This window comes from Stappia taiwanensis (genome assembly GCF_014635285.1).
GTDB lineage: Bacteria > Pseudomonadota > Alphaproteobacteria > Rhizobiales > Stappiaceae > Stappia > Stappia taiwanensis.
In genome coordinates this window covers 57,396-80,976 of the sequence record NZ_BMCR01000007.1, presented here as the reverse complement: position 1 = coordinate 80,976, position 23,581 = coordinate 57,396, and the positions used below count along the sequence as shown (strand labels likewise).

Annotated in this window: 22 protein-coding genes; 5 read left to right on the top strand and 17 right to left on the bottom strand. The window is 66.2% G+C overall.

Going from position 1 to position 23,581, the window contains the following annotated elements; all coding sequences use genetic code 11:
• Window positions 1-198 precede the first annotated feature (198 nt).
• The 10 genes from miaB to IEV83_RS15695 form a co-directional block, all read right to left on the bottom strand.
• Window positions 199-1,644: a tRNA (N6-isopentenyl adenosine(37)-C2)-methylthiotransferase MiaB gene (gene miaB / locus IEV83_RS15740; RefSeq protein ID WP_181761243.1), complete on the bottom strand. Its 1,446-nt coding sequence runs from the start codon at window positions 1,642-1,644 to the stop codon at window positions 199-201.
• Between the two features lie 81 nt (window positions 1,645-1,725).
• Complete coding sequence (olsA, locus tag IEV83_RS15735; protein WP_181761244.1) at window positions 1,726-2,538, bottom strand: lyso-ornithine lipid O-acyltransferase; 813 nt, start codon at window positions 2,536-2,538, stop codon at window positions 1,726-1,728.
• 2 nt (window positions 2,539-2,540) lie between these two features.
• Window positions 2,541-3,020 (bottom strand): Fur family transcriptional regulator, encoded by a 480-nt coding sequence (locus IEV83_RS15730; protein ID WP_181761245.1) that lies wholly within the window; start codon window positions 3,018-3,020, stop codon window positions 2,541-2,543.
• Between the two features lie 69 nt (window positions 3,021-3,089).
• A complete protein-coding gene (gene rimI / locus IEV83_RS15725) occupies window positions 3,090-3,578 on the bottom strand; it encodes a ribosomal protein S18-alanine N-acetyltransferase (RefSeq protein ID WP_181761246.1) in 489 nt (162 codons plus the stop codon).
• Window positions 3,575-4,264 (bottom strand): tRNA (adenosine(37)-N6)-threonylcarbamoyltransferase complex dimerization subunit type 1 TsaB, encoded by a 690-nt coding sequence (gene tsaB / locus IEV83_RS15720; protein WP_181761247.1) that lies wholly within the window; start codon window positions 4,262-4,264, stop codon window positions 3,575-3,577. The genes rimI and tsaB overlap by 4 nt, the downstream gene beginning before the upstream one ends.
• A gap of 164 nt (window positions 4,265-4,428) precedes the next feature.
• Entirely contained in the window at window positions 4,429-4,983 is a 555-nt protein-coding gene (locus tag IEV83_RS15715) for a NifU family protein (RefSeq protein WP_181761248.1), read from the bottom strand.
• A 136-nt stretch (window positions 4,984-5,119) separates the two neighbouring features.
• Window positions 5,120-5,614: a universal stress protein gene (locus IEV83_RS15710; protein WP_181761249.1), complete on the bottom strand. Its 495-nt coding sequence runs from the start codon at window positions 5,612-5,614 to the stop codon at window positions 5,120-5,122.
• A gap of 72 nt (window positions 5,615-5,686) precedes the next feature.
• Window positions 5,687-6,991 (bottom strand): ATP-dependent protease ATPase subunit HslU, encoded by a 1,305-nt coding sequence (gene hslU / locus IEV83_RS15705; RefSeq protein ID WP_181761250.1) that lies wholly within the window; start codon window positions 6,989-6,991, stop codon window positions 5,687-5,689.
• Between the two features lie 66 nt (window positions 6,992-7,057).
• Window positions 7,058-7,618 (bottom strand): ATP-dependent protease subunit HslV, encoded by a 561-nt coding sequence (hslV, locus tag IEV83_RS15700; protein ID WP_181761251.1) that lies wholly within the window; start codon window positions 7,616-7,618, stop codon window positions 7,058-7,060.
• A 119-nt stretch (window positions 7,619-7,737) separates the two neighbouring features.
• Window positions 7,738-8,319, bottom strand: coding sequence for an NADPH-dependent FMN reductase (locus IEV83_RS15695; RefSeq protein WP_181761252.1), 582 nt, complete (start codon window positions 8,317-8,319; stop codon window positions 7,738-7,740).
• Between the two features lie 155 nt (window positions 8,320-8,474).
• Between IEV83_RS15695 and IEV83_RS15690 the strand changes: the two genes are divergently transcribed.
• Window positions 8,475-8,894: an MmcQ/YjbR family DNA-binding protein gene (locus tag IEV83_RS15690; protein WP_181761253.1), complete on the top strand. Its 420-nt coding sequence runs from the start codon at window positions 8,475-8,477 to the stop codon at window positions 8,892-8,894.
• Here IEV83_RS15690 and IEV83_RS15685 read toward each other — a convergent pair.
• Window positions 8,866-9,327: an Lrp/AsnC family transcriptional regulator gene (locus tag IEV83_RS15685; protein WP_209003199.1), complete on the bottom strand. Its 462-nt coding sequence runs from the start codon at window positions 9,325-9,327 to the stop codon at window positions 8,866-8,868. The genes IEV83_RS15690 and IEV83_RS15685 overlap by 29 nt on opposite strands.
• A 138-nt stretch (window positions 9,328-9,465) precedes the next feature.
• On the opposite strand from IEV83_RS15685, the gene IEV83_RS15680 reads away from it, so the two are divergent.
• Window positions 9,466-10,677: a methionine gamma-lyase gene (locus IEV83_RS15680; RefSeq protein WP_181761254.1), complete on the top strand. Its 1,212-nt coding sequence runs from the start codon at window positions 9,466-9,468 to the stop codon at window positions 10,675-10,677.
• 172 nt (window positions 10,678-10,849) lie between these two features.
• A complete protein-coding gene (locus tag IEV83_RS15675; protein WP_371873473.1) occupies window positions 10,850-13,252 on the top strand; it encodes a thiamine pyrophosphate-binding protein in 2,403 nt (800 codons plus the stop codon).
• A 115-nt stretch (window positions 13,253-13,367) separates the two neighbouring features.
• Here IEV83_RS15675 and IEV83_RS15670 read toward each other — a convergent pair whose 3' ends face one another.
• From IEV83_RS15670 to dnaK, 4 genes are all read right to left on the bottom strand, one after another.
• Complete coding sequence (locus IEV83_RS15670; RefSeq protein WP_181761255.1) at window positions 13,368-13,973, bottom strand: class I SAM-dependent methyltransferase; 606 nt, start codon at window positions 13,971-13,973, stop codon at window positions 13,368-13,370.
• A 92-nt stretch (window positions 13,974-14,065) separates the two neighbouring features.
• A complete protein-coding gene (dnaJ, locus tag IEV83_RS15665; protein WP_181761256.1) occupies window positions 14,066-15,193 on the bottom strand; it encodes a molecular chaperone DnaJ in 1,128 nt (375 codons plus the stop codon).
• Window positions 15,194-15,265: 72 nt separating this feature from the next.
• Window positions 15,266-16,168: an FkbM family methyltransferase gene (locus IEV83_RS15660; protein WP_181761257.1), complete on the bottom strand. Its 903-nt coding sequence runs from the start codon at window positions 16,166-16,168 to the stop codon at window positions 15,266-15,268.
• Window positions 16,169-16,245: 77 nt separating this feature from the next.
• Window positions 16,246-18,162, bottom strand: a complete 1,917-nt coding sequence (dnaK, locus tag IEV83_RS15655) for a molecular chaperone DnaK (protein ID WP_181761258.1) — start codon at window positions 18,160-18,162, stop codon at window positions 16,246-16,248.
• A 311-nt stretch (window positions 18,163-18,473) separates the two neighbouring features.
• Here dnaK and IEV83_RS15650 point away from each other — a divergent pair, with 311 nt between their 5' ends.
• Complete coding sequence (locus IEV83_RS15650; RefSeq protein WP_181761259.1) at window positions 18,474-19,958, top strand: SulP family inorganic anion transporter; 1,485 nt, start codon at window positions 18,474-18,476, stop codon at window positions 19,956-19,958.
• Between the two features lie 88 nt (window positions 19,959-20,046).
• Window positions 20,047-20,901 (top strand): universal stress protein, encoded by an 855-nt coding sequence (locus IEV83_RS15645; RefSeq protein ID WP_181761260.1) that lies wholly within the window; start codon window positions 20,047-20,049, stop codon window positions 20,899-20,901.
• Between the two features lie 57 nt (window positions 20,902-20,958).
• Here IEV83_RS15645 and IEV83_RS15640 read toward each other — a convergent pair whose 3' ends face one another.
• Together IEV83_RS15640 and IEV83_RS15635 are read right to left on the bottom strand one after the other, a co-directional pair.
• Entirely contained in the window at window positions 20,959-22,671 is a 1,713-nt protein-coding gene (locus tag IEV83_RS15640; protein ID WP_181761261.1) for a SulP family inorganic anion transporter, read from the bottom strand.
• A gap of 184 nt (window positions 22,672-22,855) precedes the next feature.
• Complete coding sequence (locus IEV83_RS15635; protein ID WP_181761262.1) at window positions 22,856-23,482, bottom strand: MliC family protein; 627 nt, start codon at window positions 23,480-23,482, stop codon at window positions 22,856-22,858.
• Window positions 23,483-23,581 lie beyond the last annotated feature (99 nt).

The following is a 23,581-nucleotide window of genomic DNA, read 5'->3' as shown; positions in this document are numbered from 1 at the left end:
GTCCGAGGCGGGGACCGCCGCGCGGCGCCCTCCTCGCGGCTGGGTCCGGCTGTCACCCGTCAAACGGATTCTCCTGGCATCGCCTCTCCTGGCGCCCCTCGCCGGCACCGTGGTTGCTGGCCCCACCACCGGGCGGGCACCAGATTGTCAGACACCGCAGTTCCGCCGCAGCGGAGCCACGCCGGTCGGCGCGCCATGTCAGGCCGCACCCATCCGCCCGTTCCGCGCGGTCTTCTCATCTTGCCCTGCGATCCGCCGGGCGAACAGGGAATTCGTACCGGTGTCGGTGATTTCCACCGGCACGATCTCGCCGATCAAGGTTTCGGGCGCCTCGATCTGCACCGGCTGCAGCCAGGGCGAGCGACCGGTCACCTGCCCCGGATTGCGCCCGCGCTTTTCCAGAAGCACGTCACAACGCCGGCCGACCATGGCCGTGTTGAACGCCCGCTGCTGGCGGGTGATCAGCACCTGCAGCTCCGCCAGACGCTCGGACATCACCTCTTCCGCGACCTGATCTTCGAGCAGCGCGCCGGGCGTTCCCGGGCGCGGGCTGTACTTGAAGGTGAAGGCGGAGGCGAAGCCGACCCGCTCCACCAGATCCAGCGTGTCGCGGAAATCCGCATCGCTCTCGCCGGGAAAGCCGACGATGAAATCGCAGGAAAGGGCGAGATCGGGACGCGCCGCGCGGATTCGGTCCACCAGCCGGAAATACTCCTCGCGGGTATGCTTGCGGTTCATCGCCTTGAGGATCCGGTCCGAGCCGGACTGCACCGGCAGATGCAGATAGGGCATGAGCTGCGGCAGGTCGCGGTGCGCGGCAATCAGCGCATCGTCCATGTCGCGCGGATGGCTCGTCGTGTAGCGCAGCCGGTCGAGGCCGTCGATTTCCGCCAGGCGAAACAGCAGCTCGCCCAGGCCCCAGGCGCGGCCATCGGCCCCCTCGCCGTGCCAGCCGTTGACGTTCTGGCCAAGCAGGGTGACCTCGCGCACGCCCTCATCGGCAAGCCGGCGCGCCTCGGCGACGATCTGCTCGACCGGGCGCGAGACCTCCGCGCCCCGGGTATAGGGCACCACGCAGAAGGTGCAGAACTTGTCGCAGCCCTCCTGCACGGTAAGGAAGGCGGTGACGCCACGGGACCGGATACCGGCCGGCGAGGGGGTCGCCAGATGGCGGAACTTGTCCTCGATCTCGAATTCGGTCTCCACCACCGTCGCGCCGGTGGCGGCCTGTTTCACCAGCTCCGGCAGCCGGTGATAGGTCTGCGGGCCGAACACCAGATCGACCACCGGCGCCCGGCGGGCGATCTCCTCGCCCTCCGCCTGGGCGACGCAACCGGCGACGCCGATCATCATCTCCTCGCCCTCGGCGGCGCGCGCGTCCTTCAGCTTGCGCAGCCGTCCCAGCTCCGAATAGACCTTCTCCGCAGCCTTTTCGCGGATGTGGCAGGTGTTGAGAATGACCAGATCCGCCTCGTCCGGCGAGGTCACCGCCTCAAAGCCGTCCGGGGCGAGCGCATCGGTCATCCGGTCGCTGTCATAAACGTTCATCTGACAGCCATAGGTCTTGACGAACACCCGCCGCCTGCGCGCTGCCGCTGCTGCCGGGCGCGTCTCGCCGCGCGCCATTCTGGTCTCGTTGCTCATGAATTCCTCGGATCTCGCCGACGGCGCCTGATGCCGTCCGCCGGCCGTCACGGGCCGGATCGCGATTGCTTTAACGGTTTTTCACCGGTTTGAGAATAGCGCGGATGCCGCCGCCCGTCCCGCCAGCGCTTCGGCGGACAAGGCGCGCACCGTCTCCTCCAGCTGCCGGGTCAGCGCCTTGCGGTCGGCATCGGCGGGCACCTTCACCGGTTCGCCCCAGACGACCCAGACGTCGATCGCCCCCTGCTTCACCACTTCCATGAAGTGCGGCACCATCTCCATGTCGCCATACCAGGCCACATGCGGGCGGAACTGGCGCCCCATCGGCAGGCCGTGCAGGCCGGTATAGGCGATCGCCAGCGGCTGGATCCAGACCTCGCCCTCCTCGCCGGCGACCGCGTGACGCGCCGCGCCGATCAGCGCGGAGCGGAACGGCAACACGTAGTTGCCGCTGTTGGAGGTGCCTTCGGCGAACAGCACCATCGCATCGCCGGAGGCCATGCGCGTGCCGATCTCCTCGGCGGTGCGGGCGGTGGCGCTGCGCCGCTGCCGGTCGACGAACACCGAACGCTGCAGCTTGGCGAAAAGGCCGAACACCGGCCAGTTTGCCACCTCGGTCTTGGCGATGAAGGACAGGGGCGTGCGGCTCCCGAGCACGGTGATGTCGATCCAGGAGGCATGATTTGCGGTGATCAGCAGCGGCCGCTCGGCCGCGGGCCGGCCCACCTCATGCACCTTGATGCCGACCATGCGGCAGGCGATCCGATGCCAGACCACCGGCAGGCGGCGCTTCAGGTTGCCCTTGCCGCGCAGGGCCAGCCACTGCAGCGGAATGAGCGGCAGGGTCACCGCCGTCAGGGCCAGAAGAACGATCGCGGCCCGGGCGCGGGACATGCCTAGCCGGCCTCCCCGTCAGTGTCCGCACAGGGCTCGCTGTCCGTATCCACGGGCTGTCCGCCGAGCGGAATGCCATAGAGTTCCAGTCGATGGTCGACCAGCCGGTATCCGAGCTTGCGGGCGATCGCCTCCTGCAACTGCTCGATTTCCTCGTTGCGGAATTCGATCACCCGGCCGCTCTTCAGGTCAATCAGGTGGTCGTGATGCTCTTCCGGCACGGTTTCGTAACGGGCGCGCCCGTCGCGGAAATCGTGGCGCTCGATGATGCCCGCATCCTCGAACAGCTTGACCGTTCGGTAGACGGTGGAAATGGAGATACGCGGATCGTTCTCCACCGCGCGGCGGTAGAGCTCTTCCACATCGGGATGGTCGCTGGCCCCCTCGATCACCCGGGCGATGATGCGCCGCTGCTCGGTCATGCGCATGCCCTTCGCGACGCAGATGTCCTCCAGCGACTGGGGGCTGTCGTGTTGGGTCATTTCGCCTTGTCCCTCCTTGCGAAGCGAGCCGCGCTAGGGTCTGGCCCCTAATGCCTGATAGGCGGCCGATTACGCCAGATCGGCGCGCATGACAAGCGCACCGCCGCCGCCATCCCCGGCCTGATAGTAACCGCGCCGCTCGCCGACCTTGCGAAACCCGAGCCCGCGATAGAGCCGCAATGCGGGCTCGTTGGCCTCATCGACTTCCAGGAACAGCATCTTCGTGCGCTCCGCGTAAAGCCGGCTCATGGCCGCGCGCATCAGCTGCACCCCAATGCCCCGGCCGCGCTGGCGCGGATCGACCGCCAGGGTCAGGATCTCTGCCTCGTCGGCCACGGCGCGCAGGATCACGAAGCCCAGCGGATTGCGGCTGCCGAGGGCATTGGCGCGGCGAGCCAGCAGAATCACCACCCCGGTCTGCGCCCGCAGCGCCGCCAGTTCCTCACTGCTCCATACACCGTCGAAGGAACGGGCATGGATCTCGGCGAGCCGGTCGAGATCTTCCGCCGTCGCCTCCTCCACCACCGGGGGCGGTGCCCAGAACCACCAGAAGGTCATGCCAAAAGCCCCGGAGCGCGCACCGCCGGCTTGGCGTCGGGCGGGCGCAGGTAAAGCGGCTCCGGCGCATTCTCCGCGCTTTCCGCCCGGGCACCAAGACGGGCCACCGCGCCGATCTCGGGGAACCCGGCCCGATCCAGGATCACCGGCGCCGGACCGGTGATCGCCGCCGCCAGCTTATCGGCGCCGCTGCCGGCAAGCAGGGTTCCGGCAGGCAATTCGGCGGCGAGTTCCTCCACCCCCACCACCCGCGGCGGGGTCAGGGCCGAGCCATCGGCGGAAAAGCTCTGGGCATAGACATCCGGCCCGCGCGCATCGATGACGGCGCAGATCGAAGCGTCCGCCGCAGCCTCCGCTCCGGTCCGGCGCGCAGCCTCGGCAATCGCCTCCAGCGTGGAGATGCCCACCGCCGGCCTGCCGATCACCAGCGCCAGCCCGCGCGCGGCGGACAGGCCGACCCGCAATCCGGTGAAGCTCCCCGGCCCGATGGTGACGGCAATCCGGTCAAGCTCGGAAAAAGCCAGCCCCGCCTCGGCCATCACCTCGCCGATCATGTCCATCAGCCGCTCCGCATGGCCGCGTTTCAGCAATTCGCTGGCAGCGGTCAGGCGCGCGCCCTCCCCCTCTCCGTCAAGAACGGCGACCGAGCAGGCCTCAAGGGCAGTATCAATGGCAAGCAGGCGCATGAAGAGACTAAACCGTGCGGGAGAAGAAAGGTCGACTTGCCCTTTCGGCTAACAGCCGGACCGGAGCGAAGCAAGCACCCGGGCGGCGGAGCCAGCATCTGCCTCCGCCACGCGAAACGGCCCGGTCGATGACCGGGCCGGTCCCTGTTTCTGGCGATGCCGCGTCAGAGCGCGCGCACTTCCTCCACTTCGGGGACGAAATGACGCAACAGGTTCTGGATGCCATGCTTCAGGGTTGCCGTCGAAGACGGGCAACCGGAGCAGGCACCGCGCATGGACAGATAGACGACACCGTCGCGGAAGCCCCGGAAGGTGATGTCGCCACCGTCCTGAGCCACCGCCGGGCGCACCCGGGTCTCGATCAGCTCCTTGATGGTCTCGACCGTTTCGGCGTCATCGGCCTCGAAGAACTCCTCATCGCCCGCCGCCTCGGTGTCCATCCGGGTCACCGGCGCGCCAGACATGAAATGCTCCATGATGGCACCGAGAATCGCCGGCTTGATATGCTGCCAGTCGGCATCGCCTTTGGTCACGGAGATGAAGTCGTGACCGAAGAAGATCCCCTCGACCCCCTCGACCTCAAACAATTTCTCCGCCAGCGGCGAAGCCGCCGCATCCTCGCTCTTGCGAAAATCCATGGTGCCTTCCGGCAGCACAATCCGGCCGGGCAGGAACTTGAGGGTCGCGGGGTTCGGCGTTGCCTCGGTCTGAATGAACATCACTCTTGTCCTCTTGTCGCGCGGCGGGCAACCTTGCATGGTCCCGGCCCGCGATCGGTGTTGACCCCAGTATACAGGCAGGAGGCGGCCTGCACCAGATTGGAATTGTTCCAGAGTAGCGACGGCCACTGCCCGGTCAGGCCAGCGCCGCGATTGCCTCGTCATCGAGCGTTCCGGGGACGATGGTCACCGGGATGGGAAAACTGGCGGCAGCCTTGCCGGCAATCGCGGTGACCAGCGGCCCCGGGCCTTCCGTGCTGTTTCCCGCCGCCAGCACCAGGATGGCGATGTCGGCGTCTTCCTCGATCAGGTTGACGATCTCCTCGGCGCGGTTTCCTTCCCGCACCACCAGTTCGGGATCGGTGCGGGCGACCGAGCGTACCCGGTCGGCGGCGCGCGCCAGGCAATTGTCCGCGTCCTCGCGCGCTTCCGCCCGCATGATGTTCTCCACCCCCAGCCAATGCTGGAAATCGCCGGGGGCAATGACATAGAGCATGATAACCACACCATTGGTGCGCTCCGCCCGCTTGGCGGCATAGACGATGGCCCGATCGCATTCCGCCGTCTCATCGACGACGACCAGGAATTTCCGTCGATGCCCGACCTCGAAACTTTTTCGTATAGCGACCATGATCACATGCTGCCATCGGCTTGGCCGGCCGGCAAGCGGCAAGGCGCCGCAGTGTCCGCGCGGCGCATCGGGTTACAGAATGAAGCGCGACAGGTCGACGTTCTTCGCCAACTCGCCAATGTTCTTGCGCACATACTCCGCGTCGATGACCCGCGTTTCGTTGAACATGTCCGGCGCCGAGAAGGACACCTCGTCCAGCACCCGCTCCATCACCGTCTGCAGTCGGCGCGCACCGATGTTCTCGATGGTCGCGTTGAGATCGACGGCAATCGAGGCAATTTCATCGATGGCATCGTCGGTGAATTCGAGGGTGACGTCCTCGGTTCCCAACAGAGCGACATACTGCTTGATCAGGCTGGCCTCGGTGTCGGTGAGGATCGCCCGGAAGTCGTCCTTGGTCAGCGCCTTCAGCTCAACCCGGATCGGCAGACGCCCTTGAAGCTCGGGCAGAAGATCCGAAGGCTTGGCGACATGGAAGGCGCCGGAGGCGATGAACAGGATGTGGTCGGTGTTGACCGGACCGTGCTTGGTGGAGACCACCGTGCCCTCGATCAGCGGCAGCAGATCGCGCTGCACACCCTCGCGCGACACGTCCCCGCCCTGACGCTCGGACCGCACGCAGATCTTGTCGATCTCGTCGAGAAAGACGATGCCGGCGTTTTCCACCAGATGGATCGCCTCTTCCACCACCTTGTCCTCGTCCAGCAGGCTGTCAGCCTCCTGTTCGATCAGGATCTGGTAGCTGTCGCGCACGGTGGTGCGGCGGGTCTTGGTGGCCCCGCCCAGCGCCTTGCCGAGCATGTCGGACAGGTTCATCACGCCGATGCTGCCACCGGGCATGCCCGGCATGTCGAAGCTGGGCATCTGCGGCTGCGCCCGCACCTCGATGTCGATTTCCTTGTCGTCCAGGTCGCCCTCGCGCAGCTTCTTGCGAAAGCTCTCCTTGGTGGAGGGGCTGGCGCTCTTGCCCACCAGCGCTTCCAGCACGCGCTCTTCGGCCTGAAGATGGGCCTTGGCCTCGACCGACTTGCGCTTGGCGGTGCGCACCAGCAGGATCCCGGCCTCGACCAGATCGCGCACGATCTGTTCCACATCCCGGCCGACATAGCCCACCTCGGTGAACTTGGTCGCCTCGACCTTGACGAAGGGCGCATTGGCGAGCTTGGCGAGACGGCGGGAAATCTCCGTCTTGCCGACGCCGGTCGGGCCGATCATCAGGATGTTCTTCGGCATCACCTCCTCGCGCAGGCTCTCGTCGAGCTGCTGCCGGCGCCAGCGATTGCGCAGGGCGATGGCGACCGCGCGCTTGGCATCCTTCTGACCGATGATGTGGCGGTCGAGTTCAGAGACAATCTCGCGCGGAGACAGATTGGTCATGGAAAGTTGGCCCCTCGGTTGACGGGATCAGAAATCGAAAACGGATGCTATGCGGCCGACCGGCGGTCAGTCGTCGCACTCCAGCGTTTCCACTGTCAGGTTGCCATTGGTGTAGACGCAGATATCGGCGGCGATGGCCATTGCCTTGCGCGCCACCGCCTCGGCGTCGAGGTCGCTGTCGATCATCGCCCGGGCGGCGGCCAGCGCGTAGTTGCCGCCGGAGCCGATGGCCATCACCCCGCCTTCCGGCTCCAGCACGTCACCGGTTCCGGTCAGGACCAATGAGACCGAACGGTCGGCCACCAGCATCATCGCCTCCAGCCGGCGCAGATAGCGGTCGGTGCGCCATTCCTTGGCCAGTTCGACACAGGCGCGCATCAACTGATCCGGATACTGCTCCAGCTTGGCCTCGAGCCGTTCGAACAGGGTAAAGGCATCGGCGGTCGCCCCTGCGAAGCCGCCGATGACATCGCCCTTGGCGAGCGGGCGGACCTTGCGGGCGGTGTTCTTGATCACCGTCTGACCGAGGGAGACCTGGCCGTCGCCGGCGATCACCACACGTCCGCCCTTACGAACACCGAGGATCGTCGTTCCATGCCAGCCGGTCGGATCGTTCTGCGCGCTCATTCCGCCTCTCAACATCTGTCATTTCGTGTCCGCCGCCTGGCCCCCAGCATAGGAACGGCCGCGTGCGGCGGGTCTCGCCTATGTAGGCGGTTGACGGTGGATTGCCAACAGGGCGCGCGTCATCGCCGCAGCCGAACCTCTTCAATCAGGCGGCGCACCATCACCTGCAACAGCTCGGCGGAGCGCTCGTTCTTCAACTCGCCGCGCTCATCGAAGGCATGCGCCGCCGATGGCACCACCGCCATATCGGGAATCACCAGCGCGCCAAGACCGACCTCCAGGATCGTCCGCAAGCCCATCAGGCCGCGCATGCCACCGAACTGGCCGGGGGAGGCGGCGCCGAGCGCGAACACCCGGTCCTTGAACACGGAGCCCGGCACTTCGCCCTCGTCCGACCGGCGCGACACCCAGTCGATCGTGTTCTTCAAGAGCGGGGTGACGGCGGTGTTATACTCCGGGCTGGCGATGAAGACCCCATTGTGCTTGTGCATCAAGGCCTTCAGCCGCCGCGCGCTGTCCGGCACGCCCTTTTCCCGCTCCAGATCGCCATCGTAGATCGGCATCGGATAGTCGGCCAGCGAGACCCGGGTGACCTCGGCATCGGCCAGCGCCAGAGATTTGGCAACCAGCCCGGCAAGCCGGGTGTTCAGTGAACCGGCCCGGATCGAGCCGGACATGACCAGAATGCGAACGTCCTGCATGGTGCACCTTTCATGGGGAGACGACGGGACCGGGGACAACCGTGCCCCTCGCCCCATCCCGGTGGAGGGTGATATATTGCCCGCTCCATCCGCAACCAGCGGGCCTTGCCCCTCTGGCATAGCCGATCCGCTGCCCGTCCCGAAAGAGTCTTGCCGTGACCCGAGCCGAATTCGACGCCTTCTGCCAGACCCTCACCGGAGCCACCCATGTGATCCAGTGGGGCGGGGCCTCGGTGTGGAAGGTCGGCGGCAAGATCTTCGCCATCTGCTCCCGCTGGCGCGCCGGGGAAGCGGACCGGATCAGCTTCAAATGCAGCGACCTCAGCTACCGGATCCTCACCGACCTGCCGGGGATTTCGCCCGCGCCCTATCTGGCCCGGGCGAAATGGGTGCTGGTGGAGACCGGCGAGGCGCTGGATGATGAGGATATCCGCGCGCATATCACCGCCGCGCATGAGATCATCGCCGGCAAGCTGACCCGCGCCCAGCGGGCGGAACTCGGCCTTCCGGTCAAGAGCGCGGCACGCAAGGCGACAACGGGCAAGCCTAGCCGGGCAGCACCTGACTGCGCTTGACCACGCCGAAGGCGAAGCTGGAATCGAGCGAGGCAATGCCCGGGATCTTGTGGATCCGCCGGCGGATGAACTCCTCGTAGTCGGCCAGAGAGGCGACCACCACCCTGAGCAGATAATCCCGGTCACCGGCCATCAGATAACATTCCATGATCTCATCGATCCCGGCCACCGCGGTCTCGAAGGCAGTGACGGTGTCCTGGGAATGCCGGTCGAGGCGAACTTGCAGAAAGACCGTGACCGGCAGGCCATAGGCTTCCTGGTCAACGATCGCCGCATAGCCGTCGATCACCCCGGCGCGCTCCAGATTGCGCACCCGGCGCAGACAGGGCGAGGGCGACAGGTTGACCCGCTGCGACAGGTGCTGATTGCTCAGCCGCCCCTCGCGCTGCAGGGCGCGAATGATCTTGCGGTCCGTTTCGTCCAATTTTGTCATTATGATTGGCAGATTCTACCAATATTGTTCGGCTAATTGGCAAAATAAGCCAGATTTGCGCATGTGCCAACCGCTATCGTCGATCCATCCGCCGCCCCGGTATTTCCGGCGTGGCCCCTTCGATCGAGGATCCGCATCATGAGCACCAGCATCACCGGAAAGCTTGGTTTCGCCACCCGCGCCATCCATCATGGCTACCAGCCCGCCGACCATGAGGGCGCGCTGACGCCGCCCTTGCATCTCACCTCCACCTTTGCCTTCGAGACCGCCGAGCAGGGCGGCGAGATCTTCGCCGGCGAGCGGTCCGGCCATGTCTATTCGCGCATTTCCAACCCGACGCTCGAGCTGCTGGAAGCACGAATGGCGCTGCTGGAAGAGGGCGAGGCGGCGATCAGCTTCGGCTCCGGCATGGGCGCCATCACCGCAGTGATGTGGACCTTCCTCTCCCCCGGCGACGAAATCCTCGTCGACAAGACCCTTTACGGCTGCACCTTCGCCTTCTTCCGGCACGGGCTGGCGAAATTCGGCATCACCATCACCCATGTGGACATGCGCGATCCGCAGAACGTGGCGGCGGCAATCACCCCGCGCACCAAGATCGTCTATTTCGAAACGCCAGCGAACCCGAACATGCGGCTGGTGGACATTGCAGCTGTCTCCGAAATTGCCCATCGGCATGGCGCCAGGGTGATCGTCGACAACACCTATGCCACCCCGGTGCTGACCCGGCCGTTGACGCTCGGAGCGGACATCGTCGTCCACTCGGCGACCAAGTATCTGGGCGGTCACGGCGATCTGCTCGCCGGCATCGCCGTCGGCAGTGCCGAGGACATGCAAGAGGTGCGCGTTGTCGGGCTGAAGGACATGACCGGCGCGGTGCTGGCCCCGCTCAACGCCCATCTGATCCTGCGCGGGCTGAAGACGCTGGAATTGCGGATGCAGCGCCATTGCTCCAGCGCCCAGGCGGTGGCGGAGATGCTGGAAGCGCATCCGGCGGTCGCCCGGGTCGACTACCCGGGCCTTGCGAGCTTCGCGCAGCACGCGCTGGCACAGCAACAGATGCCCGGCTTCGGCGGCATGATCGCCTTCGAACTGACCGGCGGCATGGCGGCCGGCATCGACTTCCTCAACCGGCTGAGCCTGATCAAGCGGGCGGTCAGCCTCGGCGATGCGGAAACCCTGATACAACATCCGGCCAGCATGACCCACTCCACCTACACGGCGGAGGAGCGGCAGGCCCATGACATCTCCGACGGGCTGATCCGCCTGTCGGTCGGTCTGGAAACGCCTGAGGACGTGATCGCCGATCTTGTGGCCGCCCTGCCGGACACCTCCCGCGCGGCGGCCTGAGGGACGCGCGAAATATTCTTTCCGACCCTGCCGCTTCAGCGGTATCTTTTTGCATATCGGCGGCGTTTTCCGTTCAGAACGATCTGAAAATGCCGCCGCCCCTGCCTATCGTCACGGGGTCCGGCGATGCCGGCCTCCAAGCCTCCGGCCCCAGGCCCCACGAACCGACAGGATGAGGAGCATGATGGACACCTCCCGCAAGGCCGACCTGAAAGCCATTGAACAGAAGCTGCTCTGGCTCGCCTGCTGGACGGTGCACAATGCCAACCACCTGCGCGAGAAGACCGACGGCATGAAGGTCGGCGGCCATCAGGCCTCCTGTGCCTCGATGGTGTCGATCATGACGGCGCTCTATTTCCACATCCTGCGGCCTGAGGACCGGGTGGCGGTCAAGCCGCACGCCTCGCCGGTGTTCCATGCCATGCAGTATCTTGCTGGCAACCAGACCCGGGAAAAGCTGGAGGCCTTCCGCGCCTATGGCGGCGCCCAGTCCTACCCCAGCCGCACCAAGGACATCGATGACGTGGATTTCTCCACCGGCTCGGTCGGCCTCGGCGTGGCGATCACTGCCTTCGCCTCGATGATCCAGGACTATCTGAAAGCCAAGCCCTTCGCCGCAGATCGCCCGGACGGGCGGATGATCGCCCTGGTCGGCGATGCGGAGCTGGACGAGGGCAATGTCTACGAGGCCCTGCAGGAGGGCTGGAAACACGATCTGCGCAACACCTGGTGGATCATCGACTACAACCGCCAGAGCCTCGACGGGGTCGTGCGCGAGGGGCTGGCCGGTCGGATCGAGGCGATCTTCGGCGCCTTCGGCTGGGATGTGGTGCGGATCAAATACGGCGCGTTGCAGCGGGCCGCCTTCACCGAACCGGGCGGCGAGGCCTTGCGCGACTGGATCGACACATGCCCGAACGCGCTCTACTCGGCGCTTTCCTTCCAGGGCGGCGCGGCCTGGCGCAAGCGGCTGCTTGATGACATCGGCGACCAGGGCGCGGTCACCCGTCTGATTGAAAGCCGCTCCGACGATGAGTTGCAGGAGTTGATGAGCAATCTGGGCGGCCACTGCCTTGAAACCCTGGCCGACACCTTCGCCGAACAGGCCCGGCATGACCGGCCGGTCGCCTTCGTCGCCTACACGATCAAGGGCTGGAACACCCCGCTCGCCGGGCACAAGGACAATCACGCCGGGCTGATGACCCCGGCGCAGATGGAGGCCTTCCGCATCCAGATGGGCGTGCGCGAGGGGCATGAATGGGACCCGGCGGAGGGGCTCGACCTCGACGCGGGCACCCTGTCGCGCCTCGTCGCCGAAACCCCGTTCTTCGCCGCCGGCCGCCGCCACCACCAGGCCGCGCCGGTCGCCACCCCCGGTCCGGTGCTGCTCGACGACCGGACGCTGTCGACGCAGGCCGGCTTTGGCAAGATCCTCGACCAGCTCGCCAAATCGGATCACCCTCTGGCCGACCGGATCCTGACCACTTCGCCGGATGTCACGGTCTCGACCAATCTCGGCCCGTTCGTCAACCGGCGCGGCCTGTTCGCCCGCGACATGCTGGCCGACACATTCCGCGACCAGCGCATCCCCTCCGCGCAGAAATGGGCGTTTTCGCCGACCGGGCAGCATATCGAACTGGGCATCGCCGAAATGAACCTGTTCCTGCTCCTGGGCGCCGCCGGCCTTTCCCATTCGCTGTTCGGCGAACGGCTGATCCCGGTCGGCACGCTCTACGATCCGTTCATCTCGCGCGGGCTCGATGCGCTGAACTACGCCTGCTATCAGGACGCCCGCTTCATGGTGGTGGCCACCCCGTCCGGGGTGACGCTGGCGCCGGAGGGCGGCGCGCATCAGTCGGTTGCCACGCCGCTGATCGGCATGAGCCAGGATGGGCTGGCCGCGTTCGAGCCGGCGTGGCTCGATGAACTGTCGGTGCTGATGGACTGGAGCTTCGACTATCTGCAGCGGGATGGCGACAGCGATCCGGACGAACGCACCTGGCTGCGCGACGAGACCGGCGGTTCGGTCTACCTGCGCCTGTCCACCCGCTCATTGGAACAGCCGGCGCGGCGCGAGGACGATGCCTTCCGCCAAGGGGTGATCGACGGCGCCTACTGGCTGCGCGAACCGGGACCGAACTGCGAGCTGGTGATCGCCTATCAGGGGGCGGTGGCGCCGGAGGCAATCGAAGCGGCGGGGCGGATCGGCACCGACCGGCGCGACATCGGCGTGCTCGCGGTCACCTCCGCAGACCGGCTCAACGCCGGCTGGCACGCGGCAATGCGCATGCGCAAGCGCGGCCATCGCGGCGCCCGCAGCCATATCGAACGGCTGCTCGGCGGCCTGCCCGCCCATTGCACGCTGATCACCGTGCTCGACGGCCATCCGGCAACCCTGGCCTGGCTCGGCGGGGTGGCTGGCCATCGCACGGCGGCGCTCGGGGTGGAGCACTTCGGCCAGACCGGCACGGTCGCCGATCTCTACCATCACTACGGGATCGACACGGACGCCATCGTCGCCGCCGCCTCCGAAATCGCGCCGGGACGGCCCGTGCGGCTGGTCAATCCGATCTGAGGGGGCCGATCTAAGCGGGGGCGCTCTGAGGGGGCCGTTCTGGAGCGGCGCCCCGATATCCGACACTCAGGACCCACCCGGGCGGCAAAACGGTTGCCCGGGGCAGAAGCGGTGGTCAAGCGGTCTTGCGATAGACCCAGACGCGGGCGGGCGGCAGGTTCTTCAGGATCCAGCCGCTGCGCTCGACGGTAAAGACGCCGGGCTCCAGCGCGATCGGCGCAACCATGGCATAGGAAAACTGGATGAAGGGCGCGCCCGGCTGCAACAGCTCGAACGCCTGAGACAACAGGCTGCGCCGTTCCTCCTTCGGCCGGGAAAACAGCGGCATCGACGAGACGATGCTGGCGAGCGAGCCGGCGGGTACATCGGCCAGCGTCTCGCGCAGCCGATAGGCATCCCCTTCCACCACCTGCATATCCGGATAGCGCCGGCGCAGAAGACGGCAGAAATTGTCGTTGTATTCCAGTGCGATCACCCGGTCCGGGCCGATGCCCCGTTCCAGGATCGAATGGGTCACGACACCGGTGCCCGGCCCGATTTCCAGCACTTGACCGGGACGCTCGGGCTCGATGTAGGCGGCCATCCGCCGGGTGAGGTCCGGCCCGGAGGGGCTCACCGCCCCGGTGGTCAGGGGGTTTTCCGCCCAGCTACGGATGAAGCGGATTTCATCGGCCATCTTGGCGGTGAATCCACGGACCTTGCGGGTGGAGACCTCGAGCATCGTTTATCCCAGGTTGGAGCGTAGACCTGAAAATGCGAGCGGGCGATGGCGAATTCAAGGCGCCCGCCCCGTCCGCTCGCATTCGTTTCCGGTTATCCGCTCAAATTGTCCAGAAAATCCTTCACCTTGGAGAAAAACCCGTGCGATTCCGGATGGGTCGCGCCGGAGGATTCCTGTTCGAACTCGGCGAGCAGCTCACGCTGCCGCTTGGTGAGATTGGCCGGGGTTTCGACCGTCACCTGAATGTAGATGTCGCCGAACTGCTGCGAGCGCATCACCGGCATGCCCTTGCCGCGCAGGCGGAACTGCTTGCCGGTCTGGGTGCCCTCCGGGATCTTCACCCGGGCGGTGTCGCCGCTCAGGGTCGGCACTTCGATCTGGCCGCCAAGCGCGGCGGTGGTCATCGAAATCGGCACCCGGCTGTAAAGATCCGCGCCATCGCGCTGGAAGAAGGCATGAGGGCGGATCGACAGGAAGATATAAAGATCCCCGGACGGACCGCCGCGCACGCCCGCTTCTCCCTCGCCGCCGAGGCGGATGCGGGTGCCATCCTCAATGCCGGCCGGAATGTTGACCGACAGGGTGCGGTTGACGGTCTTGCGGCCATTGCCGCCGCAGTCCTCGCAAGGATCGGAAATCACCTGGCCCCGCCCCTGACAAGCGGCGCAGGCGCGCTCCAGCGTGAAGAAGCCCTGGGAGGCGCGCACCCGGCCCGAGCCGCCACAGGTGCGGCAGGTGACGGGGGCGCTGCCGGGCTTGGCACCGGAACCGGAGCAGCTTTCGCAGGACACCGAGGTCGGCACCTCGATTTCCACCGACTTGCCGGTGAAGGCCTCTTCCAGCGAGATTTCCAGATTGTAGCGCAGGTCCGCGCCGCGATCGCGGCCGGCCGACCGGCGGCCACCGCCACCCATGCCGAAGAACTCGTCGAAGATGTCCGACATGGCGGAGGCGAAATCACCCGGATGGCCGCCCTGGGCGCTAAAGCCGCCATTTTCGAAGGCCGCATGACCGAAGCGGTCATAGGCCGCCCGCTTCTGACCGTCCTTCAGGGTGTCATAGGCTTCGCTGACATCCTTGAACCGGGCCTCGGCTTCCGCATCGCCCGGATTGCGGTCCGGGTGGTATTTCATGGCCAGCTTGCGATAGGCGCTTTTCAGCGCCTTTTCGTCGGCATCGCGCGCCACTCCGAGCACGTCGTAGTAATCGCGTTTTTCCATCCAGCTTTCACCTGCTCACGGAACGTGATCCTCGTCTCACGGGAAACGAAGATCCGCTCCGACCGTTTGTCGTCATACGGCTCCGGCGGGAGCATCGCGGCTCCCGTCATGCGAAGCGGCTGTCGAGGGGCCCCGCCGGAGCAGCGCGTTCAGCCGCGTGCGCTGGTCGAGCGAATACCCATGATCGAGGCACAGGCGCACGGCCGGCGGCAACTCCGCCCCCTTGCCCACTTCCACCACGATCAGGTCCGGCCAGAGCGTCTCCGGCGCGGCGGCGAACATGCCGCGCAGCGCCGCTTCGTCATGGCCCTCAAGATCGATCTTCATTGCGTCGATGCGGGAAATGCCGTTGCGCCGGCAGATCTCGCCGATCGGCAGGATCTCGACGCCCGCACCCTCGGCATCGTCACTGGTCTGCACCCGGTTTTCACCGCGATTGCCGTCATGTTCGACCATCGCCCCGAAACCGGCGGTCTCGCTGACCGCGCAAGGGGAGACCGCGACCATATCCGCGGAAGACGCGGCAAGATTGGCCTCCAGCCGGGCACGGGTGACCGGATCCGGCTCCACCGCCAGCACCTCCACCTTGCGCCCCAGAGCGCGGGCTGCGGACACCAGCCACAGGCTGTACAGCCCGACATTGGCGCCAAGATCGACAAAGACGAAGGGATCGGACCGCGATGCGGCAAGCGCCTCGCCGAGGGCCAGCCGCTCCTCACGATCGAAGAACTGCACGCCGGCCAGCGCCCGCTTTTCACAGCGATTGGACTGCGGATGCAATCGGGCGAAGACGGTCGGATACACCTCGACATCGAAGGGGCCGGGGCGGCTGCCGACGCAGAGCTTGCGGATGAGGGAAACGCCAATCCGGCCGATGCGGTTCACCGGCATGGCGGCGGCGCGGCGGCGCAGGGCCTCAAGCGGCCCGGGAAGGGCACAGGTCCCGAAAGGGGGATCGAGCGAACGCGCGGTCATGATCCGGCCCAAACCTTTCGTCGAAACGCGAACTGGCGCGGCGCCGGGAAGGCGCCGCGCCAGATCAGGGGACCCGATCAGGCCGACTTCTTGTCGTCGTCGTCGCGGACTTCCTCGAAGTCGGCGTCGACCACATCGTCATCCGCCTTCGGCTCGTCGGCGGCGCCGGCTTCGGCACCTTCCTCGGCCTGGGCAGCCTGATACATGGCTTCGCCAAGCTTCATCGACACCTCGGCGAGCGCCTGGGTCTTGGCCTTGATGTCCTCAAGGTCTTCGCCCTCGAGCGCGGACTTCAGATCGGCAATGGCGGTCTCGATCGCGCCCTTATCCTCCGCCGAAACCTTGTCGCCATAGTCCTTCAGCGACTTTTCGGTGGAGTGCACCAGAGCCTCGCCCTGGTTGCGGGCCTCGACCAGTTCCTTGCGCCTCTTGTCTTCGTCCGCATGGGCTTCGGCGTCCTTGACCATCTTCTCGATGTCGGCATCGCTGAGACCACCGGACGCCTGGATGCGGATCTGCTGCTCCTTGCCGGTGCCCTTGTCCTTGGCCGACACGTTGACGATGCCGTTGGCGTCGATGTCGAAGGCGACCTCGACCTGCGGCACGCCGCGCGGTGCCGGCGGGATGCCGACCAGATCGAACTGACCGAGCAGCTTGTTGTCCGCGGCCATCTCGCGCTCACCCTGGAACACCCGGATGGTCACGGCGGTCTGGTTGTCTTCCGCGGTCGAGAAGGTCTGAGCCTTCTTGGTCGGGATCGTCGTGTTGCGGTCGATCAGACGGGTGAAGACACCGCCCAGCGTCTCGATGCCGAGCGACAGCGGCGTCACGTCGAGCAGCAAGACGTCCTTGACGTCGCCCTGAAGCACACCGGCCTGGATCGCCGCGCCCATGGCCACGACCTCATCCGGGTTGACGCCCTTGTGCGGCTCCTTGCCGAAGAAGGCGCTGACCACTTCCTGGATCTTGGGCATGCGGGTCATGCCGCCGACGAGAACCACCTCGTCGATCTGACCGGCGGCGATGCCGGCGTCCTTGAGCGCTGCCTTGCACGGCTCGATGGTGCGCTGGACCAGATCGTCGACGAGCGATTCGAACTTCGCCCGCGTCAGCTTCATGGTCAGGTGCTTCGGACCGGAGGCGTCGGCCGTGATGAACGGCAGGTTGATCTCGGTCTGCGAGGAGGACGACAGCTCGATCTTGGCCTTCTCGGCAGCTTCCTTCAGACGCTGCAGGGCGAGCTTGTCGGACTTCAGGTCGATGCCCTGATCCTTCTTGAACTCGGAGGCGAAGTAGTCGACCAGACGCATGTCGAAGTCTTCACCGCCGAGGAAGGTGTCACCATTGGTCGACTTCACCTCGAACACGCCGTCGCCGATCTCCAGCACCGACACGTCGAAGGTGCCGCCGCCAAGGTCATAGACCGCGATGGTCTTGCCGTCGTTCTTGTCGAGACCATAGGCGAGCGCGGCCGCCGTCGGCTCGTTGATGATGCGCAGCACCTCAAGGCCGGCGATCTTGCCCGCATCCTTGGTGGCCTGACGCTGGGCGTCGTTGAAATAGGCCGGAACGGTGATCACCGCCTGGGTGACGCTCTCGCCAAGATAGCTCTCGGCGGTTTCCTTCATCTTCTGCAGGATGAAGGCGGAAGCCTGCGAGGGCGAATACTTCTGGCCGTTCGCCTCGACCCAGGCATCGCCATTGTCGGCCTTGACGATCTCATAGGGAACGAGCCCCTTGTCCTTGGCAACGGTCGGGTCGTCATAGCGCCGTCCGATCAGGCGCTTGACCGCGAACAGCGTGCCGGTCGGGTTGGTCACCGCCTGGCGCTTCGCCGGCTGGCCGACCAGCCGCTCGCCATCGTCGGAGAACGCCACCATCGACGGCGTGGTGCGCGCGCCTTCGGCGTTCTCGACGACCTTGGGTTCCTTGCCGTCCATCACGGCGATGCACGAGTTGGTCGTGCCGAGGTCGATACCAATGACCTTTGCCATATTGTCCTCTCTTTCCAGCAGACCGGTCAGACCCGTTGTGGCATCGGGCCGGCCCCTTTTCGATACGCGTGACTTGTCCCCGCGAACGCCTGCATCCAATGCAGCGCCGCAGCAGAACGTGACCGCTATATAAGTGGCGCGCCGACACACCGCAAGGCTACCGCATCGCCTGCTTTCTCTGCCCCTGTTGTTGCATCGCAAAACAAACTCCCCTATCGAACGGGCAACACATTCTCCAGACCCTTGAGACCCTCGCATGCGGACGTCGGCCGGCAGGCCCGCCGCATGCGAACAGGAAAGCCCCGAACCGCATGACCTCAGCCTTTGCCTATCGCGACCAGTGGACCGGCAACGTCCGCCGCGACCTCCTGTCCGGCCTGGTCGTGGCGCTGGCGCTCATTCCCGAAGCCATCGCCTTTTCGATCATCGCCGGTGTCGACCCGAAGGTCGGCCTCTACGCTTCCTTTTCCATCGCCGTGATCACCGCGATCACCGGCGGGCGCCCGGGCATGATCTCGGCGGCGACGGCGGCCACCGCCGTCCTGATGGTGACGCTGGTCAAGGACCACGGGCTGCAGTACCTGCTCGCCGCCACGGTGCTGGCCGGGCTCCTGCAGATCGGCGCCGGGCTGCTGCGCCTCGGCGACGTGATGCGCTTCGTCTCCCGCTCGGTGATGACCGGTTTCGTCAACGCGCTTGCCATCCTGATCTTCATGGCGCAGTTGCCGGAGCTGATCGGCGTGCCGTGGCTGACCTACGTGATGGTCGCCGCCGGCCTTGCCATCATCTACCTGTTCCCGCGCCTGACCAAGGCGGTGCCCTCGCCGCTGATCTGCATCCTGATCCTCACGGCGGTGGCGATCGGCTTCGGCCTCGACGTGCGCACGGTCGGCGACATGGGCGAATTGCCCTCCACCCTGCCGATCTTCCTGATCCCCGACATTCCGCTCACCCTTGAGACGCTGCTGATCATCCTGCCCTATTCGGCGGGCGTCGCCGCCGTCGGCCTCTTGGAATCGCTGATGACCGCGAGCATCGTCGACGACCTCACCGACACCCCCAGCGACAAGAACCAGGAGTGCATCGGCCAGGGCATCGCCAACACGGCCACCGGCTTCATCGGCGGCATGGCCGGCTGCGCCATGATCGGCCAGTCGATGATCAACGTGAAATCGGGCGGCCGGGGCCGGCTCTCCACCTTTGCCGCCGGCGTGATCCTCCTGTTCCTGATCGTCGTGCTCGGCGACTGGGTGCGGCAGATCCCGATGGCCGCGCTGGTGGCGATCATGATCATGGTGTCGATCGGCACGTTCAGCTGGTCCTCGATCCGCGATCTGAAGGACCACCCGCGCTCCTCCTCCATCGTCATGCTGGCGACGGTGATCTGCGTCGTCGTCACCCACAACCTTGCCATCGGCGTTCTGGTCGGCGTGCTCCTGTCGAGCATCTTCTTCGCCTGGAAGATCGCCCAGATCTTCCGCGTCACCTCGACCCTGTCGGAGGACGGGCGCGCCCGCACCTATGTGGTGGAAGGCCAGGTGTTCTTCGCCTCGGCGGATGCGTTCACCGCCGCCTTCGACTTCCGGGAAGTGCTGGAGAAGGTGACCATCGACGTCAGCCGCGCGCATATCTGGGACATTTCCAGCGTTGCCGCGCTCGACATGATCGTGCTGAAATTCCGCCGCGAGGGCGCCGAGGTGGAGATCGTCGGCATCAACGAGGCGAGCGAAACCATCGTCGACAAGCTCGCCATCCACGACAAGCCCGGCGCGCTCGAACGGCTGATGGGCCACTGAGACCGAATTTTCGCGCCCGCTTCCCCTGAAGCGGGCCGTTCACAAGACTGACGACAACCGGGCGACAGGCCGCCCAAGAGGACAGACAATGACCAAACTCATCGCCCTGGTCGACGGATCGGTCTATTCGCACAGCGTGTGCGACCATGCCGCCTGGATCGCAGGACGCACCGGCGCGGCGGTGGAAATCCTGCATGTGCTCAGCCCCCGGCAGGCGGCCGAGGGCGAGGCCAACCTGTCGGGCAACATCGCCCTTGGCGCGCGTTCCGCGCTCCTGCAGGAGTTGTCCAGCCTCGATGAACAGATGGCCAAGCTGGCGCAGAAACAGGGTCGGGCGATCCTGGAGGATGCCAAGGCGGTGGTCGAGGCGGCGGGCGCCGAGACGGTCACCACCCGGCTGCGCGCCGGCGACATCGTCGAGACCGTAGCCGAAAGCGAGGCCGACGCGGCGCTGATCGTCATCGGCAAGCGGGGCGAGGCGGCGGATTTCGCCCGGCTGCATCTGGGCTCGAACCTGGAGCGGATCGTTCGCTCCAGCCACAAGCCGGTGTTCGTCACCTCCCGCGCGTTCCAGCCGATCGAGCGCTTCCTGATCGCCTTCGACGGCGGCCCGAGCGCGCTGAAGGCGGTGGACTATGTCGCCCGCAGCCCGCTGTTCGCCGGGCTCGACTGTCACCTCTTGATGGTCGGCGCCGAGACTGCCGAGGCGCGGGCCAAGCTCGATGCCGCCCGGGCGACGCTGGAAGGCGGCGGCCTGTCGGTGACCGCGACGCTCACCCCCGGGCAGCCCGAAGCGGTGATCACCCAGACCGTGGAAAAAGAGGACATCGACCTTCTGATCATGGGTGCCTATGGGCACTCCCGGATCCGCACGCTGATCATCGGCTCAACCACCTCAGAGATGGTGCGCTCGTGCAAGACACCGGTCTTGATGTTCCGCTGACGCGCGATACCCCTGCCGGCGGCGCGCTCCGCCGCCGGACATCTCCTCTTCAGCCGATCACGCCGGCTGATTGACCATTGCCAGGGCGCGGGCAATGGTCTCCTCGTAGCGCACCAGCGGCGGCTTGATGCCGTGGGCGAAGAGGTCCTTGCGCAGATCATGCGAGGTGCCGGTCAGGAACACCCGCACCCCGCGCCTTGTCGCCTTGCGCACCAGCCCCTCAATGGTATGGGCAGCGGTGGAATCGACGAAAGGCACCGCCGCGAAGTCGATCACCAGCGCCCGATGCGTGTCGGAAATCCGATCGAGCACCGCGCCGATCGAGGCCGCCGCACCGAAGAAGAACACCCCGGAAATCCGGTAGACCACCACATTGGGATCTGCCGCATCCGCCTCGTCATAGGGCTGACGTTCGCCATTGGCGTCGTCCGCCCGGTCCTCGGCGACAAACGGCGTGTGGGTATCGATGGCCGTGGTCTTCGACATGCGGTGGATGAACAGCACCGAGCCCAATGCGAAGCCGACGATGATCGCCTCGGTCAGATCGCGGAACACCGTCAGCAGGAAGGTGGCCAGCAGCACCGCCGCATCGCCGCGCGAGACCCGCAGCAAGGTGGCGAAAGCCTGCCGTTCGAACATGTTCCAGGCCACCACCAAGAGCACGCCGGCGAGACAGGCGAGCGGAATGAAACGGGCGAGCGGCGCGGCGACCAGCACGAACAGCAGGAGGAACAGGGAATGCAGCATGCCGGCAACCGGCCCATGGGCGCCGGCGCGCACATTGGTCGCCGTGCGGGCAATGGTGCCGGTGACACAGAAGCCGCCGAACAGACCGGATGCGATATTGGCCACCCCCTGGCCGACCAGTTCGCAATTCGAACGGTGCCGGCGCCCGGTCATGCCATCGGCGACCACCGCCGAGAGCAGCGATTCAATCGACCCCAGCAGGGCGAAAGCGACCGCGCTCGGCAACACGGCCATGACCTTGGCCAAGTCCGGAGCGGGAAGCGAGGGCAGCGGCAGGCTGTCGGGAATGCCGCCGAACCGGCTGCCGATGGTGGCCACCGGCAGGTCGAACAGGGCAACGGCGGCGCCGGCACCAACCACGGCAACCAGCATGCCCGGCGCATTGGGGGACAGCCGTTTCAGCCCGAGGATCACCGCCATGGTCGCCAATGCCAGCCCGAGGCTGGCCGGGTCGAGGCTGGGCAGCGCCTGCCACAGCACCGGCAGTTTCTCCAAAAACGGCCCCGGTTCGGGACCGGCCAGCGTCAGGCCGAAAAATTCCTTGATCTGGCTGGCGGCGATGATCACCGCGATGCCGGCGGTAAACCCGACGGTCACCGGATAGGGAATGAATTTGATGTAGGTGCCAAGCCGCAGGAACCCGACCGCGATGAGGATCAGACCGGAGAGGATGGTCGCCAGGATCAGCCCGTCCAGACCGTGCAGTTGCACGGTGGTGGCGACCAGCACGATAAACGCCCCGGCCGGTCCGCCGATCTGGAACCGGCTGCCGCCCAGCGCCGAGACCAGAAAGCCGCCGATGATCGCAGTATAAAGACCGGCGGCAGGGGGCGCCCCCGAAGCGATGGCAATCGCCATGGACAGGGGAAGAGCGACAATGGCCACCGTCAATCCGGCAATGGCATCGGCGCGCAGGTTTCCCAGCGTGTAGCCTTCGCGCAGGACGGTGATCAGCTTGGGGGTGAAAAACTCGGCGAAGCTCGGTTCGGCGCGCTGCGGCGCCAGCGAATTGGTCGTGCTCATGACTGTCGGCGCCGGGCGCCGCAACGCGTAGGGCTCATGGTCGGCAAAGATCCCGAAACAGGCCGTGCCCCGGCAGGCCATTGGCGCACCAGGGACAGACTCAGATGCAAGTGATGCCGCAAAGCATGCACATGCGCCCCCCTGCCGTCGAGGGCCGAACGGCGGAAAGACCGCAGATGGGACGTTATTGCGCGGCCACGCAGGCAAGATCCTCATCCGGCTGCCAGGTCAGCAACGCGTCCTTGCCCTTGGTCCAGAAGACGATGCCGAACGGGGCTTCGTAGCGTGCGCCCGACGCACTTCTGGTCAACACGCCAGCGACGGTGCGGTCGCCGCGCTCCATGCGCACGCTCGGCCGCTCCGTGTCGAAGAAGCTGGTGACGATCTCATTCGCCGGATTGCCGCCACAGGTCCAGGAGGTGACCGCGGTCGGTTTCTCCAGCATGTAGCCGGCGACCAATTCCCCTTCGCGGCGGCTATAAGCATCCTCCACGCAAGACCGCAGATCGTCCGCCTTCCAGCACTCGTCGCGTCCCTTGACCCAGCCCCGCTGGGTCGCCTTCAAGAGCTTGAGCGCCTCGTCCGCCCCGGCGTCATAGGCCTTCACCGCCGTCACGGCCGCCGCGTAGCGCTCCGCCAGCCGGCGGTCGAGGCTTGCCAGCGCCGTATCCTCGCACACCAGCTTTTCCGCCGAGCTTCCGGCTTTGGCGCAATCGAAAGACGGCCCCCCCTCGGCCTGAGCCGGCAAAGCCGCCCCGGCGATCAGCATGGGCAAGGACAAGACCACGGCGAGGGTAGAGGGGTGAAGCATCGGGCTCTCCATCGGATGTTCGTTCCTGCCGGCCACCGGCGGGGGCTTCCAGTGTCTTTCTAGCGGACGGTTGTGACGCAAATGCGCCCGCACGTCGCG